12 protein-coding genes, 1 tRNA gene and 1 pseudogene are annotated in these 15471 nt (G+C 58.3%); all 14 read right to left on the reverse strand.

The genetic code is table 11. The features are described from left to right. The coding region (locus BZL41_RS19875) for a GTP-binding protein (RefSeq protein ID WP_256578207.1) at positions 1-111 on the reverse strand (111 nt) is incomplete at its 3' end. A gap of 30 nt (positions 112-141) precedes the next feature. Continuing rightward, positions 142-2244 carry an elongation factor G gene (gene fusA, locus BZL41_RS19880; protein ID WP_095600902.1) on the reverse strand — a complete coding sequence of 701 codons (2103 nt, stop codon included), beginning with the start codon at positions 2242-2244 and terminating at the stop codon, positions 142-144. 30 nt (positions 2245-2274) lie between these two features. Next, positions 2275-2745, reverse strand: a complete 471-nt coding sequence (gene rpsG / locus BZL41_RS19885; protein ID WP_084339812.1) for a 30S ribosomal protein S7 — start codon at positions 2743-2745, stop codon at positions 2275-2277. Between the two features lie 97 nt (positions 2746-2842). Continuing rightward, the gene (rpsL, locus tag BZL41_RS19890; protein ID WP_084339813.1) at positions 2843-3214 is read right to left on the reverse strand and encodes a 30S ribosomal protein S12; all 372 of its coding nucleotides are present in this window, start codon (positions 3212-3214) and stop codon (positions 2843-2845) included. 142 nt (positions 3215-3356) lie between these two features. Continuing rightward, positions 3357-7556 carry a DNA-directed RNA polymerase subunit beta' gene (gene rpoC, locus BZL41_RS19895; RefSeq protein WP_095600903.1) on the reverse strand — a complete coding sequence of 1400 codons (4200 nt, stop codon included), beginning with the start codon at positions 7554-7556 and terminating at the stop codon, positions 3357-3359. Between the two features lie 65 nt (positions 7557-7621). Next, positions 7622-11695 carry a DNA-directed RNA polymerase subunit beta gene (gene rpoB, locus BZL41_RS19900; RefSeq protein ID WP_095600904.1) on the reverse strand — a complete coding sequence of 1358 codons (4074 nt, stop codon included), beginning with the start codon at positions 11693-11695 and terminating at the stop codon, positions 7622-7624. Positions 11696-11902: 207 nt separating this feature from the next. Further along, positions 11903-12271, reverse strand: a complete 369-nt coding sequence (gene rplL / locus BZL41_RS19905) for a 50S ribosomal protein L7/L12 (protein WP_095600905.1) — start codon at positions 12269-12271, stop codon at positions 11903-11905. Positions 12272-12347: 76 nt separating this feature from the next. After that, positions 12348-12848 (reverse strand): 50S ribosomal protein L10, encoded by a 501-nt coding sequence (gene rplJ, locus BZL41_RS19910; RefSeq protein WP_084339816.1) that lies wholly within the window; start codon positions 12846-12848, stop codon positions 12348-12350. Between the two features lie 198 nt (positions 12849-13046). Beyond that, on the reverse strand, positions 13047-13742 hold the full coding sequence (gene rplA / locus BZL41_RS19915) for a 50S ribosomal protein L1 (RefSeq protein ID WP_095600906.1): 696 nt from the start codon (positions 13740-13742) through the stop codon (positions 13047-13049). Next, positions 13742-14173, reverse strand: a complete 432-nt coding sequence (gene rplK, locus BZL41_RS19920) for a 50S ribosomal protein L11 (RefSeq protein ID WP_084339818.1) — start codon at positions 14171-14173, stop codon at positions 13742-13744. Before rplK ends, rplA begins: the two co-directional genes overlap by 1 nt. A gap of 117 nt (positions 14174-14290) precedes the next feature. Continuing rightward, positions 14291-14824, reverse strand: coding sequence for a transcription termination/antitermination protein NusG (gene nusG, locus BZL41_RS19925; RefSeq protein WP_084339819.1), 534 nt, complete (start codon positions 14822-14824; stop codon positions 14291-14293). Between the two features lie 9 nt (positions 14825-14833). Then, positions 14834-15202: a preprotein translocase subunit SecE gene (secE, locus tag BZL41_RS19930; protein ID WP_084339820.1), complete on the reverse strand. Its 369-nt coding sequence runs from the start codon at positions 15200-15202 to the stop codon at positions 14834-14836. A gap of 44 nt (positions 15203-15246) precedes the next feature. Further along, positions 15247-15322, reverse strand: a tRNA-Trp gene (locus tag BZL41_RS19935). Between the two features lie 53 nt (positions 15323-15375). Continuing rightward, positions 15376-15471: pseudogene (locus tag BZL41_RS19940) on the reverse strand (elongation factor Tu); the annotation flags it as partial.

The following is a 15471-nucleotide window of genomic DNA, read 5'->3' on the forward strand; positions in this document are numbered from 1 at the left end:
AGCGCAAACCTTGGTCAGCGCTGCGGTCAGGGTAGTTTTGCCATGGTCAACGTGACCGATAGTGCCCACGTTGACGTGCGGTTTGTTACGTTCGAATTTTTCCTTAGCCACGGCAGTAAACCTCTTACTTTAAGGGCTGAATCAACCTTGTTTCTTGATGATAGCGTCGGCGATGTTTGCCGGGGCTTCCGAGTACTTCGCAAACTCCATGGAGTAGCTCGCACGACCCTGGGACATGGAGCGAACGTCGGTAGCGTAACCAAACATCTCGCCCAGCGGTACTTCAGCACGGATAACCTTACCGGCCGGAGTATCTTCCATACCCTGGATCAGACCACGACGACGGTTCAGGTCACCCATCACGTCACCCATGTAGTCTTCAGGGGTCACCACCTCAACCTTCATGATCGGCTCGAGCAGAACAGCACCGCCTTTCTGGGACAGCTGCTTGGTCGCCATGGAGGCAGCGATCTTGAACGCCATTTCGTTGGAGTCCACGTCGTGGTAGGAACCATCGAACACGGTCGCCTTCAGGCCGAGGAGCGGATAGCCGGCAACAACACCGTTCTTCATCTGCTCTTCGATACCCTTCTGGATCGCCGGGATGTATTCCTTCGGAACCACACCACCCACAACTTCGTTGTGGAACTCCAGACCTTCCTGACCTTCATCGGCCGGCTCGAAGCGAATCCAGCAGTGACCGAACTGGCCACGACCACCGGACTGGCGAACGAACTTGCCTTCGATTTCACACTTATTGCGAATGGTCTCGCGGTAAGCCACCTGCGGCTTGCCGATGTTGGCCTCGACACCGAACTCACGCTTCATGCGGTCGACGATGATATCCAGGTGCAACTCGCCCATACCGGAGATGATGGTCTGGCCGGACTCTTCGTCGGTCTTCACGCGGAACGACGGATCTTCCTGAGCCAGCTTGCCAAGGGCAATGCCCATTTTCTCCTGGTCAGCTTTGGTCTTCGGCTCTACTGCTACCGAAATCACAGGCTCCGGGAAATCCATACGCTCGAGAATGATCGGCTTTTCGATCGAGCAGAGGGTGTCACCAGTGGTGACGTCCTTCATACCGATCAGAGCAGCGATGTCACCTGCGCGAACTTCCTTGATCTCTTCGCGGGTATTGGCGTGCATTTGAACCATACGACCCACGCGCTCTTTCTTGCCCTTCACGGAGTTCAGCACGGAGTCGCCCGAACTCAGAACACCGGAATAGACACGCGCGAAAGTCAACGTACCAACGAAGGGGTCGGTCGCGATCTTGAACGCCAGAGCAGAGAACGGCTCGTTATCATCGGCATGGCGCTCGTCTTCCTGCTCTTCGTTATCCGGGTGAACACCCTTGATCGCAGGAATTTCGGTCGGAGCCGGGAGGAAATCGATGACGGCGTCGAGAACCAGCGGAACACCCTTGTTCTTGAAGGAGGAACCACAAACCGCCGGAACGATCTCACAGGCGATAGTGCGCAGACGCAGGCCCGCCTTGATCTCTTCGACGCTGAGCTCGCCTTCCTCGAGATACTTGTTCATCAGCTCCTCGTTGGCCTCGGCTGCCGCCTCGACCATGTTGGAGCGATATTCCTCGGCCATATCACGCAGCTCGGCCGGGATCTCTTCCTCACGGAAAGTCATGCCCTGGTCGTCTTCGTTCCAGAAGATCGCCTTCATCTTGATCAGGTCGATCTGGCCCTGGAAGTTGTCCTCAGCACCGATAGCGAGCTGAACCGGGACAGGAGTATGGCCCAGGCGCTGCTTGATCTGGCCGACGACGCGCAGGAAGTTGGCGCCAGCGCGGTCCATCTTGTTGACGTAGACGATACGCGGCACACCGTACTTGTTGGCCTGACGCCATACGGTCTCGGACTGCGGCTCTACGCCGGAAGTGCCGCAGAACACCACGACAGCACCGTCCAGCACACGCAGAGAGCGCTCCACCTCAATGGTGAAGTCCACGTGACCGGGGGTGTCGATGATGTTGATACGGTACTTGTCGAACTGCTTCTCGGAGCCCTGCCAGAAGGCAGTAGTGGCAGCGGAGGTAATGGTGATACCACGCTCCTGCTCCTGCACCATCCAGTCCATGGTCGCGGCGCCATCATGCACCTCGCCCATTTTGTGGTTGACGCCTGTATAGAACAGGATCCGCTCCGTCGTAGTGGTCTTGCCCGCGTCTACGTGGGCGCAGATCCCGATATTACGGTAGCGGTTGATTGGGGTAGTACGAGCCACAATAAGGTCCTCGCGGAATTGAAAGCGCGATTAGAAACGGTAGTGCGAGAAGGCCTTGTTGGCTTCCGCCATACGGTGCACGTCTTCACGCTTCTTGACAGCAGCGCCTTTGCCTTCGAAGGCATCCAGCAGTTCACCGGCGAGACGCAGAGCCATGGATTTCTCGCCACGCTTGCGAGCGGAATCCACCAACCAGCGCATAGCCAGCGCATTACGGCGGGACGGACGAACTTCGACCGGAACCTGGTAAGTCGCACCACCTACACGGCGAGACTTCACTTCGACCAGCGGAGCGATGGCGTCGAGTGCTTTTTCGAAGATTTCCAGGGGATCGCTGTTCTTGCGTTCTTTGACCTTGTCCAGAGCACCATAAACGATACGCTCGGCAACGGCTTTCTTGCCGCTCTCCATCACGTGGTTCATGAATTTGGCAAGGATTTGGCTGCCGTACTTCGGATCGTCAAGGATCTCGCGCTTGGCTGCTACACGACGTCTTGGCATTGATAAGCCCTCAAACGGTCTTCAGGTTAGCTCGGAACGGTAACGAATCGGTTACGCCCGACCTTACTCTTATCGACTCAATAAATAGGAAAACGATTTACTTCGGACGCTTGGCGCCGTACTTCGAACGACCCTGCTTACGGTCTTTGACGCCGGAGGTATCCAGCGAACCGCGCACGGTGTGGTAACGCACACCCGGGAGGTCCTTTACACGACCGCCACGGATCAGCACTACGCTGTGCTCTTGCAGGTTGTGACCTTCACCACCGATGTAGGAAGTGACTTCATAACCATTGGTCAGGCGTACACGGCAAACTTTACGGAGTGCCGAGTTCGGTTTCTTCGGCGTAGTGGTGTACACACGAGTGCACACGCCACGACGCTGCGGGCAGTTCTGCAGCGCAGGCACGTCGGACTTCTCGACGATACGCTTGCGCGGCTGACGTACCAGCTGGTTGATAGTTGCCATCTACTAGCTCCACTGTTGTCTTTCGACATAAACAAAATGGCAGAGCGCAACGCCCTGCCAAATTTAGGGGTGCATGAGTCTAAAGAGACTCCCGCCCCCCGTCAAGGCAAAGCCCGGGCCGTGCCGGCCCGGACTTGGCTTATCAGTTACCGCTCGAGTTCAACGCCTCGGTCAGAGCGGCTTCCACTTCGCTGGCGCTTACCCGTACCGGTTTGCCGGAATCGCGCTGACGCTTGCGCTCGCTGTGATAGGCCAGACCGGTACCAGCCGGAATCAAGCGACCCACCACCACGTTTTCCTTCAGGCCGCGCAGATAATCGCGCTTACCGGTAACCGCCGCCTCGGTGAGAACTCGGGTGGTCTCTTGGAAGGAGGCCGCCGAGATGAACGACTCGGTGGACAAGGAGGCCTTGGTGATACCCAGCAATACGCGATCGTACTTGGCCGGGAACTTGTCCTCGCCAGCCAGACGCTCGTTTTCTTCGAGTACCTGGGTCAACTCGACCTGGTCGCCCTTGATGAAGCTGGAGTCACCGGCTTCGGCGACTTCGACCTTACGCAGCATCTGACGCAGGATAGTCTCGATGTGCTTGTCGTTGATCTTCACACCCTGCAGGCGGTACACGTCCTGAATCTCGTTGACGATGTACTTGGCCAGCGCGCTCACACCCAGCAGGCGCAGGATGTCGTGCGGGTTGCTCGGACCATCGGAGATCACTTCGCCTTTGTTCACCTGCTCGCCCTCGAAGACGTTCAGGTGACGCCACTTCGGAATCAGTTCTTCGTAAGGATCGCTACCGTCGGTCGGGGTAATGACTAGGCGACGCTTGCCCTTGGTTTCCTTACCGAAGCTGATGGTACCGCTGATTTCAGCCAGGATGGACGGCTCCTTCGGACGACGCGCTTCAAAGAGGTCGGCCACGCGAGGCAGACCACCCGTGATGTCGCGGGTCTTGGAGGTTTCCTGCGGGATACGTGCAATGACGTCACCCACGCTTACCTGAGCACCGTCAGCCACGCCGACCAGCGCGTTCGCCGGCAGGAAGTACTGGGCCGGAACGTCGGTACCGGGCAGCAGCAACTCCTTGCCATTGGCATCGACCAGTTTCACGGCCGGACGGATGTCCTTGCCGGCAGCCGGACGATCTTTCGGGTCCAGCACTTCGATATTGGTCAAACCGGTCAGTTCGTCGGTCTGGCGCTTGATCGTGATGCCTTCCTCCATACCGACGAAAGCAACGGTACCCTTCATCTCGGTAACGATCGGGTGGGTGTGCGGGTCCCACTTGGCGACGATCGCGCCCGGCTCGACCTTATCCCCTTCCTTCACGGAGATGACGGCGCCGTACGGCAGCTTGTAACGCTCGCGCTCACGACCGAAGTCGTCGGCAACGGCCAGCTCGCCGGAGCGGGAGACCGCCACAAGATTGCCATCGGTACGCTCGACGTGCTTCAGGTTATGCAGACGGATCACGCCGCCATTCTTGACCTGAACATTGTCGGCAGCGGAAGTCCGGCTTGCCGCACCACCGATGTGGAAGGTACGCATGGTCAGCTGGGTACCCGGCTCACCAATGGACTGGGCAGCAATGACGCCAACCGCTTCACCGATGTTCACCTGGTGACCACGGGCCAGATCACGACCGTAGCACTTGGCGCAAATACCGTAGCGGGTCTCGCAGGTGATGGGAGAACGAACCACCACTTCATCGACACTCATACGCTCGATGAACTCGACCCACTTCTCGTCGATCAGAGTACCGGCCGGAACGATGACCTCGTCGCCACCCGGCTTGAACACATCCCTGGCAATGACACGACCGAGAACACGCTCACCGAGCGGTTCAACCACATCACCGCCTTCGATGTGAGGCGTCATCAACAGGCCTTGTTCGGTGCCGCAGTCGATCTCGGTCACCACCAGGTCCTGAGCAACGTCGACCAGACGGCGAGTCAGGTAACCGGAGTTCGCGGTTTTCAGCGCGGTATCCGCCAGACCTTTACGCGCACCGTGCGTGGAGATGAAGTACTGGAGTACGTTCAAGCCTTCACGGAAGTTCGCAGTAATGGGCGTCTCGATGATCGAGCCGTCCGGCTTGGCCATCAGGCCACGCATACCGGCAAGCTGGCGAATCTGGGCAGCGGAACCCCGCGCACCGGAGTCGGCCATCATGTACATGGAGTTGAAGGATTCCTGCTCGACTTCCTTGCCCTCGCGGTCGATAACCTTCTCTTTCGAGAGGTTCGCCATCATCGCCTTGGACACTTCGTCGTTGGCCTTCGACCACAGGTCGATCACCTTGTTGTACTTCTCACCCTGGGTTACCAGACCGGAGGCGTACTGGCTTTCGATTTCCTTCACTTCCTCGGTGGCCGCATCGATGATGCGTGCTTTTTCATCAGGGATGACGAAGTCGTTCACGCCGATCGACACACCGGAGATGGTCGAGTAGGCGAAACCGGTATACATCAACTGGTCGGCGAAGATGACGGTGTCCTTCAGACCAACGGTGCGGTAGCACTGGTTGATCAGTTTGGAAATCGCCTTCTTCTTCATCGGCTGGTTGACCACGTCATAGGACAGGCCGGCCGGCACGATCTGGAACAGCAGCGCACGACCGACAGTGGTGTCGACGATGCGAGTGTTCTTGGTGAGACTACCGTCCTTTTCCTTGACGGTTTCGTTGATGCGCACTTTCACACGGGCATGCAGGGACGCTTCGCCGGCGCGGAACACACGGTCGACTTCCTGCAGGTCGGCAAATACACGGCCCTCGCCCTTGGCGTTAACCGCTTCGCGGGTCATGTAGTACAGGCCCAATACAACGTCCTGTGACGGCACGATGATCGGCTCACCGTTGGCGGGCGACAGAATGTTGTTGGTGGACATCATCAGCGCGCGTGCCTCCAACTGAGCCTCGAGGGTCAGCGGAACGTGCACGGCCATCTGGTCACCGTCGAAGTCGGCGTTGTACGCAGCGCAGACCAGCGGGTGCAACTGGATTGCCTTGCCTTCGATCAGTACGGGCTCGAATGCCTGGATACCCAGACGGTGCAGCGTCGGCGCACGGTTCAGCAGGACCGGGTGTTCGCGAATCACTTCGGCGAGAACGTCCCAGACCTCCGGCAGCTCACGCTCCACCATCTTCTTGGCGGCCTTAATGGTAGTCGCCATGCCGCGGGCTTCGAGCTTGCCGAAAATGAACGGCTTGAACAGCTCGAGAGCCATTTTCTTCGGCAGACCGCACTGGTGCAGGCGCAGGGTCGGACCCACGGTGATCACGGAACGACCGGAGTAGTCCACACGCTTACCGAGCAGGTTCTGACGGAAGCGACCCTGCTTACCCTTGATCATATCGGCCAGGGATTTCAGAGGACGCTTGTTCGAACCGGTGATAGCACGGCCACGACGACCATTGTCCAGCAAGGCGTCGACGGCTTCCTGCAACATGCGCTTCTCGTTGCGCACAATGATATCCGGCGCGGACAGGTCGAGCAGGCGCTTCAAGCGGTTGTTACGGTTGATCACCCGACGATACAGATCGTTCAGGTCGGACGTCGCGAAACGACCACCATCCAGCGGAACCAGCGGACGGAGATCCGGCGGCAGAACCGGTAGAACGGTCAGAACCATCCACTCAGGCAGGTTGCCCGAACCGTGGAAGGCCTCCATCAGCTTCAAGCGCTTGGACAGCTTCTTGATCTTGGTTTCCGAGTTGGTCTGCGGGATCTCCTCACGCAGGCGACCAATCTCATGCTCCAGATCAATCTGGTTCAGCAGCTCGCGAACGGCCTCTGCGCCCATGCGGGCATCGAAGTCATCGCCGAACTCTTCGAGCGCCTCGAAGTACTGCTCATCGTTCAGCAACTGGCCTTTTTCCAGGGTGGTCATGCCCGGGTCGATTACGACATAGCTCTCGAAATAGAGTACGCGCTCGATGTCGCGCAGGGTCATGTCCAGCAGCAAGCCGATACGGGACGGAAGCGACTTCAGGAACCAGATATGGGCGACCGGAGAGGCCAGCTCGATATGAGCCATGCGCTCGCGGCGCACTTTGGCCAATGCAACCTCTACACCGCACTTCTCGCAGATCACGCCGCGATGCTTGAGGCGCTTGTACTTTCCGCACAGGCACTCGTAGTCCTTGACCGGGCCAAAGATCTTGGCGCAAAACAGGCCATCACGCTCCGGCTTGAAGGTACGGTAATTGATGGTCTCCGGCTTTTTCACTTCACCGAAGGACCAGGAACGGATCATCTCGGGCGAGGCCAGACCGATACGGATGGCATCGAACTCTTCGATTTGACCCTGGTTTTTCAACAGATTCAGCAAGTCTTTCAAGGCCTTTCCTCCTCACGGAGCAGGGAGCGGGCCATGCCGCCCCGCTCCACGATGCGCGTCACGTGTTATTCGGTTTCCAGTTCGATGTCGATACCCAGCGAGCGGATCTCTTTGATCAGCACGTTGAAGGATTCCGGCATGCCGGCCTCCATGCGGTGATCGCCGTCCACGATGTTCTTGTACATCTTGGTCCGGCCGTTCACATCGTCCGACTTCACGGTGAGCATTTCCTGCAGGGTGTAGGCGGCACCGTATGCTTCCAGTGCCCAGACCTCCATCTCCCCGAAACGCTGACCACCGAACTGAGCCTTACCACCCAGCGGTTGCTGGGTAACCAGGCTGTAGGAGCCGGTGGAACGCGCGTGCATCTTGTCGTCGACCAAGTGGTTCAACTTGAGCATGTACATATAGCCGACAGTGGTCGGACGCTCGAACTGGTTACCGGTACGACCATCGAACAGACGCATCTGGCCGCTCTCCGGCAGATCCGCCAGCTTCAGCATGGCCTTGATCTCGCGCTCCTTGGCGCCGTCGAATACCGGTGTCGCCATCGGTACGCCGCCACGCAGGTTTTTCGCCAGCTCGAGGATTTCCTGATCGCTCAGTTCGTCCAAGCTCTCCTGGCGACCACCAATCTCGTTGTAGATCTCGTGCAGGAAAGAACGCAGCTCAGCGATCTTGCGCTGCTCTTCGAGCATACGGTTGATCTTTTCACCCAAGCCCTTGGCCGCCAGGCCCAGGTGGGTTTCGAGGATCTGACCGACGTTCATACGAGACGGTACGCCCAGCGGGTTCAGCACGATGTCGACCGGAGTTCCGTTAGCGTCATGTGGCATGTCTTCGACCGGCATGATGACCGACACGACACCCTTGTTACCGTGGCGGCCCGCCATCTTGTCACCAGGCTGGATGCGACGCTTGATGGCGAGGTAGACCTTGACGATCTTCAGAACACCGGGAGCCAGGTCGTCACCCTGTTGCAGCTTGCGCTTCTTGTCCTCGAACTTGTCGTCCAGCAACTGGCGACGGTCGGAAATATAAGCCTGGGCCTTCTCCAACTGCTCGTTCAGCGCATCGTCGGCCATACGCAGCTTGAACCACTGGCCGCGCTCGATGCCGTCGAGAACTTCGTCCGTGATGACAGTGCCTTTCTTCAGACCTGCACCACCTTCGGCAGTCGCACCAACCAGAGCAGAGCGCAGACGTTCGAATGTGGCGCCTTCGACGATGCGGAACTCTTCGTTGAGATCCTTGCGGATTTCGTCCAACTGCATCTTCTCGATGGCCAGGGCGCGGGAATCGCGCTCCACGCCATCACGCGTGAAGACCTGCACGTCAATGACGGTCCCCTTGGTACCGGTCGGCACACGCAGGGAAGTGTCCTTCACATCGGAAGCCTTCTCACCAAAAATCGCGCGCAGCAGCTTCTCTTCCGGAGTCAACTGGGTCTCGCCCTTCGGCGTGACCTTGCCGACCAGGATGTCGCCAGCACCGACTTCCGCGCCGACGTAGACGATACCGGCTTCGTCCAGCTTGTTCAGCGCAGCCTCGCCCACGTTGGGGATGTCCGCGGTGATTTCTTCCGGGCCGAGTTTGGTATCACGCGCCACACAGGTCAGCTCCTGAATGTGGATCGTGGTGAAACGGTCTTCCTGGACCACACGCTCGGACAGAAGGATGGAGTCCTCGAAGTTGTAGCCGTTCCAAGGCATAAAGGCGACGCGCATGTTCTGACCGAGCGCCAATTCACCCATGTCGGTGGACGGACCATCGGCGAGGATGTCGCTGCGCGAAACCTTATCCCCCTTCTGAACCAGCGGACGCTGGTTGATACAGGTGTTCTGGTTCGAACGGGTGTACTTGGTCAGGTTATAGATGTCGACGCCGGCCTCACCGGTTTCGACTTCGTCATCGTTGACGCGGACCACAATACGGCTGGCATCCACGGAGTCGATCACGCCACCACGGCGCGCGACCACGCAAACACCGGAGTCGCGCGCCACGTTACGCTCCATACCGGTGCCGACCAGCGGCTTGTCGGAGCGGAGGGTCGGCACGGCCTGGCGCTGCATGTTCGAACCCATGAGGGCGCGGTTGGCGTCGTCGTGCTCAAGGAACGGAATCAGCGATGCAGCCACCGAAACGACCTGCTTCGGCGACACGTCCATCAGGGTTACGTCTTCCGGCGCCTTTACGGTGAATTCGTTCAGGTGACGCACAGCCACCAGCTCATCCACCAGACGACCATTCTCGTCCAGCGTCGCAGACGCCTGCGCGATCACATGATCGGCCTCTTCGATAGCGGAGAGGAACACGATCTCGTCGGTTACCTGACCTTCCTTGACCACACGGTACGGGCTCTCGAGGAAGCCGTATTGATTAGTGCGGGCATAGGCCGCCAGCGAGTTGATCAGACCGATGTTCGGACCTTCCGGCGTTTCGATCGGACATACGCGACCGTAATGGGTCGGGTGCACGTCGCGCACCTCGAAGCCTGCACGCTCCCGCGTCAAACCACCCGGACCAAGCGCGGAAACGCGGCGCTTGTGGGTAATCTCGGACAACGGGTTGTTCTGGTCCATGAACTGGGAAAGCTGGCTGGAACCGAAGAACTCTTTCACCGCGGCCGCAACCGGCTTCGCGTTGATCAGGTCCTGCGGCATCAGACCCTCGCTTTCCGCCATGGACAAGCGCTCCTTGACCGCACGCTCGACACGCACCAGACCTACGCGGAACTGGTTCTCGGCCATCTCGCCGACGCAACGGACACGACGGTTACCAAGGTGGTCGATATCGTCGACGATGCCTTTACCGTTACGGATGTCGACCAGTGTCTTCAGGACCTCGACGATGTCTTCCTTGCTCAGAACGCCGGAACCCTCGATTTCGGTACGACCGATACGACGGTTGAACTTCATGCGGCCGACCGCGGACAGATCGTAACGCTCGGCGCTGAAGAACAGGTTGTTGAACAAGGTTTCGGCGGCGTCCTTGGTCGGCGGCTCGCCAGGACGCATCATGCGATAGATCTCGACCAACGCCTCCAGCTGATTGCTGGTGCTGTCGATCTTCAAAGTGTCCGAAATGAACGGACCGCAATCGATGTCGTTGGTGTACAGCGTCTCGATACGAACGACCTGGGCCTTGGCGATCTTCACCAGCAGGTCGGTGGTCAGCTCGGTATTGCACTCGGCAATGATCTCACCGGTGGCCGGGTGCACGATGGCTTTCGCAGTGGTGCGACCCAATACGTAGTCGAGCGGAACTTCCAGCTCCTTGATGCCAGCCTTGTCGATCTGGTTGATGTGGCGCGCGGTGATACGACGGCCCTGCTCGACAATGACCTTGCCCTTCTCATCCTTGATATCGAAGGAAGCGATCTCTCCGCGCAGGCGCTGCGGTACGAGCTCAAGGCTGAGCTTGTCTTCACGCACATGGAAGACATTGGTGTCGTAGAACGCATCCAGGATTTCTTCGGTGCTGTAACCCAGCGCGCGCAGCAGAACGCTCGCCGGCAGCTTGCGACGGCGGTCGATACGGACGAAGACACAGTCCTTCGGGTCGAACTCGAAATCCAGCCAGGAGCCGCGGTAAGGAATGATCCGAGCGGAATAGAGCAGCTTACCGGAGCTATGGGTTTTGCCACGGTCGTGGTCGAAGAATACGCCCGGGGAGCGGTGCAACTGGGACACGATGACCCGCTCGGTACCATTGATGATGAAGGTACCGTTTTCGGTCATCAGGGGGATTTCCCCCATGTAGACTTCCTGCTCCTTGATGTCCTTGATCGCTTTGTTCGACGATTCTTTGTCAAAAATGATCAAGCGCACCTTCACGCGCAACGGCACGGCAAAAGTTACGCCACGAAGTACGCACTCCTTGACGTCGAAAGCCGGTTCGCCGAGGCGATAGCCAACGTATTCCAGAGCAGCATTGCCGGAATAGCTGATAATCGGGAAAACGGACTTGAAGGCCGCATGCAAGCCGACGTCGCGGAACTGATCCTTGGACACCCCCGCCTGCAGGAATTCGCGGTACGAATCCAGCTGGATGGCCAGGAGGTAGGGCACATCCATGACGTGCGGCAACTTGCTAAAGTCCTTGCGGATACGTTTTTTCTCAGTGTATGAGTAAGCCATCAGCGTTCCCCAGCTTGGTCACCTGCTTGTTTGGCCTCTCCCGGCGGGAGCAGCCAGAAAATCGTGCAACCCTTTCGGTTTGCGCCGCCCTATCGGGCGGAATCCATTAAAGGCAACAGATGCCTATAACGGAAAAAGGCCGGTGGCATAAGCCACCAGCCGTCAGCCTTACGCGAGTCGCTCGGGCTGTTGACGCAAGGTCTTCGCTTACTTGAGCTCGACCTTGGCGCCAGCTTCTTCCAGGGCCTTCTTGGCAGCTTCGGCTTCCTCTTTGGAAACGCCTTCCTTGACCACACCCGGGGCACCGTCAACGACAGCCTTGGCTTCTTTCAGGCCCAAGCCGGTCAGCTCACGCACGACCTTGATCACGTTCACTTTCTTCTCGCCAGCGTCAGCCAGAACGATAGTGAATTCGGTCTGCTCTTCAGCAACCGGAGCAGCGGCAGCCGGGCCGGCAGCCACAGCAGCAGCGGCGGTTACGCCGAACTTCTCTTCCATCGCCTTGATCAGCTCGACGATCTGCATGACGGACATTTCGGATACGGCGTTGATGATATCTTCGTTGGTCAGAGCCATGACTCTAATTCCTGTAAATTAAGCGACGGCCTGCGGCCATCTGAAGTCGATATTTGGTTCGAAAGATGTCCAGTGCTTAAGCTGCGCTGGCTTCTTTCTGGTCGCGAATGGCCGCCAGAGTACGAGCCAGCTTGCTGGTGGCGCCTTGAATCACGCTCATCAACTGGGCTACGGCTTCGTTATAGGTCGGCAGGGTTGCCAGTACGTCGATCTGGTTGGCTGCGAGGAACTGACCCTCGAACGCAGCGGCCTTGATCTCGAACTTGTCCTGACCCTTGGCGAACTCTTTGAAAATACGAGCAGCAGCGCCCGGATGTTCATTGGAGAACGCAATCAGGGTCGGGCCTTTGAACACGTCGTTGAGCACTTCGAATTGAGTGCCGGCAACGGCGCGACGAGCCAGGGTGTTACGCACGACTTTCACGTACACACCAGCCTCGCGGGCCTCTTTACGGAGTCCGGTCATGGCCCCCACGGTCACGCCACGGGCATCGGCCACGACAGCGGACAGGGCAGCTTTGGCAGCCTCGTTGACTTCAGCGACGATGGCCTTCTTGTCTTCGAGTTTGATTGCCACGGGTTTACTCCTGGATGTTACCGTTTCGCCCAGCCTGAGCCGGACGGCGTTTTGGTGTCTGATTCGGTACGAATCGGGAGCACCATCTGCGTAGGCTTTTCGTTTAAGGCTCGCGCCGCCTACGGTCTTGGATAGCCCCCGCCAGGCAGGGACCCCAATTTTTTCAGGCGTGCCGGGCAAGTCCCGGCACGCCATGCATTACACGTCCAGCGAAGCCTGATCGATCTGCAGCCCCGGCCCCATGGTGGTGCTCAGGGTCACGCGCTTCAGATAGATGCCTTTCGAGGAAGAGGGCTTCAGACGCTTCAAGTCAGCGACCAGCGCTTCAACGTTCTGCTTCAGCTTGGCCGGCTCGAAATCGACTTTGCCAACGGAGGCGTGGATGATGCCGTTCTTGTCAGTACGGAAGCGCACTTGACCAGCCTTGGCATTCTTCACGGCAGTCGCCACGTCAGGGGTTACAGTACCGACCTTCGGGTTCGGCATCAGGCCACGCGGACCAAGGATCTGGCCCAATTGACCAACGACACGCATCGCGTCCGGGGAAGCGATGACCACGTCATAGTTGAGATCGCCGCCCTTCATCTCGGCAGCCAGCTCGTCCATACCTACACGGTCAGCACCGGCAGCCAATGCAGCTTCGGCAGCAGGCCCCTGGGTAAACACTGCGACACGAACACTCTTGCCGGTACCGTTCGGCAGAACGGTAGCACCACGTACGACTTGGTCCGACTTACGAGGATCGACGCCCAAGTTGATGGCAACGTCGACGGACTCTTTGAACTTGATGGTGGAGAGTTCGGCCAACAGAGCAGCGGCTTCTTCGAACCCGTACTGCTTGCCAGCTTCCACCTTAGCGGCGATTGCCTTCTGGCGCTTGGTGAGCTTAGCCATTACACACCCTCCACATTGAGGCCCATGCTACGAGCGGAGCCGGCGATGGTGCGCACGGCTGCGTCCAGATCAGCTGCAGTGAGATCGGCTTTCTTGGCCTTGGCGATCTCTTCCAGCTGTGCACGGGTCACGGTACCCACCTTCTGGGTATTCGGGCGACTGGAGCCACTGCTGATACCAGCAGCCTTCTTCAGCAGAACCGAAGCCGGGGTGCTTTTGGTTTCGAACGTAAAGCTGCGGTCGCTATAAACGGTGATGATCACCGGAGTCGGCAGGCCGGGCTCCATACCCTGAGTACGGGCATTGAAGGCCTTGCAGAACTCCATGATGTTCACGCCGTGCTGACCCAGAGCCGGGCCGACCGGCGGGGAAGGGTTGGCCTGACCGGCCTTCACTTGCAGCTTGATATAAGCCTGAATTTTCTTAGCCATGAATAACTCCAGTTGCGGGTGCAAACGCCCGAAGGCTCCCCGATTACTTTCGCGTTTATCCCAATGACGACAAAACCCCGCAGCCTAGGGCTGCGGGGTACGGGATGCTTTAGTCAGTTATGCCTTCTCGACCTGACTGAACTCCAGCTCCACCGGCGTGGAGCGACCAAAGATGAGCACGGCCACCTGAATTCGGCTCTTCTCATAATTGACTTCTTCGACAACGCCATTGAAATCAGCAAATGGCCCATCGATCACACGAACCACCTCGCCCGGCTCGAAGAGTGTCTTCGGCTTGGGCTTGTCACCGCTGTCGGCCACGCGACGCAGAATGGCTTCAGCCTCACGATCCGTGATAGGCGCGGGCTTATCGGCAGTACCACCAATGAACCCCATGACCCGAGGCGTATCCTTGACCAAATGCCAAGTCCCCTCGTTCATTTCCATTTGAACCAGAACGTAACCGGGAAAGAATTTTCGCTCGCTTTTACGCTTCTGGCCGTTACGCATCTCTACCACTTCCTCGGTAGGAACCAGAATCTCGCCGAACTCATCTTCCATGCCGGCCAGCTTGACTCGCTCAATCAGCGAGCGCATGACATGCTTTTCGTATCCCGAATAAGCATGCACAACGTACCAACGCTTAGCCACGGCGCACCTTTAACCAACAATCAAAGAAACGAGCCAGCCCAGCAGGGAGTCGAGCCCCCAGAGCAACAACGCCATAACCAGAACAACAGCCACGACGATCAAAGTGGTCTGCGTGGTTTCCTGACGCGTGGGCCAGACAACTTTTCGAATCTCGACACGCGCTTCTTTTACCAACCCAAAGAACGCCTGCCCCTTTGCCGTTTGCAGAGCAACGAATGCCGCCAACACCGCAATAACAAGCAACCCGAGAACACGGTACAGAATCGGCTCTGCCGAGAAGTACTGATTGCCTACCACACCCACCAGAACCAGAGCAGCAGCCAGAAGCCACTTAACCAGGTCAAAGCGGGACTCTTTGGCTTCAGCCTTCGCATTCATCTGCAAGGATCCTGTAAAAAAGAAACGCCAGATTCATTTAGATCTGGCAGGCCAGGAGGGAATCGAACCCCCAACCTGCGGTTTTGGAGACCGCCGCTCTGCCAATTGAGCTACTGGCCTGGAACGAAGTCAGGCCGGCCATTATGCCGGCCTGAGAGAGCTAGATCAACCGATTACTCGATGATCTTGGCAACCACGCCGGCGCCGACGGTACGACCACCTTCGCGGATCGCGAAGCGCAGGCCGTCTTCCATGGCGATCGGAGCGAT

The organism is Pseudomonas sp. PIC25 (assembly GCF_002286785.1).
In the GTDB taxonomy this organism is placed as follows: Bacteria; Pseudomonadota; Gammaproteobacteria; order Pseudomonadales; family Pseudomonadaceae; genus Pseudomonas_M.

What these genes read in the sequence shown, in the direction of transcription:
- rpsG (WP_084339812.1), bottom strand. Translation starts at nt 2,745, where the DNA reads ATGCCAAGACGTCGTGTAGCAGCCAAGCGCGAGATCCTTGACGATCCG.
- rpsL (WP_084339813.1), bottom strand. Translation starts at nt 3,214, where the DNA reads ATGGCAACTATCAACCAGCTGGTACGTCAGCCGCGCAAGCGTATCGTC.
- rpoB (WP_095600904.1), bottom strand. Translation starts at nt 11,695, where the DNA reads ATGGCTTACTCATACACTGAGAAAAAACGTATCCGCAAGGACTTTAGC.
- rplL (WP_095600905.1), bottom strand. Translation starts at nt 12,271, where the DNA reads ATGGCTCTGACCAACGAAGATATCATCAACGCCGTATCCGAAATGTCC.
- rplA (WP_095600906.1), bottom strand. Translation starts at nt 13,742, where the DNA reads ATGGCTAAGCTCACCAAGCGCCAGAAGGCAATCGCCGCTAAGGTGGAA.
- rplK (WP_084339818.1), bottom strand. Translation starts at nt 14,173, where the DNA reads ATGGCTAAGAAAATTCAGGCTTATATCAAGCTGCAAGTGAAGGCCGGT.
- secE (WP_084339820.1), bottom strand. Translation starts at nt 15,202, where the DNA reads ATGAATGCGAAGGCTGAAGCCAAAGAGTCCCGCTTTGACCTGGTTAAG.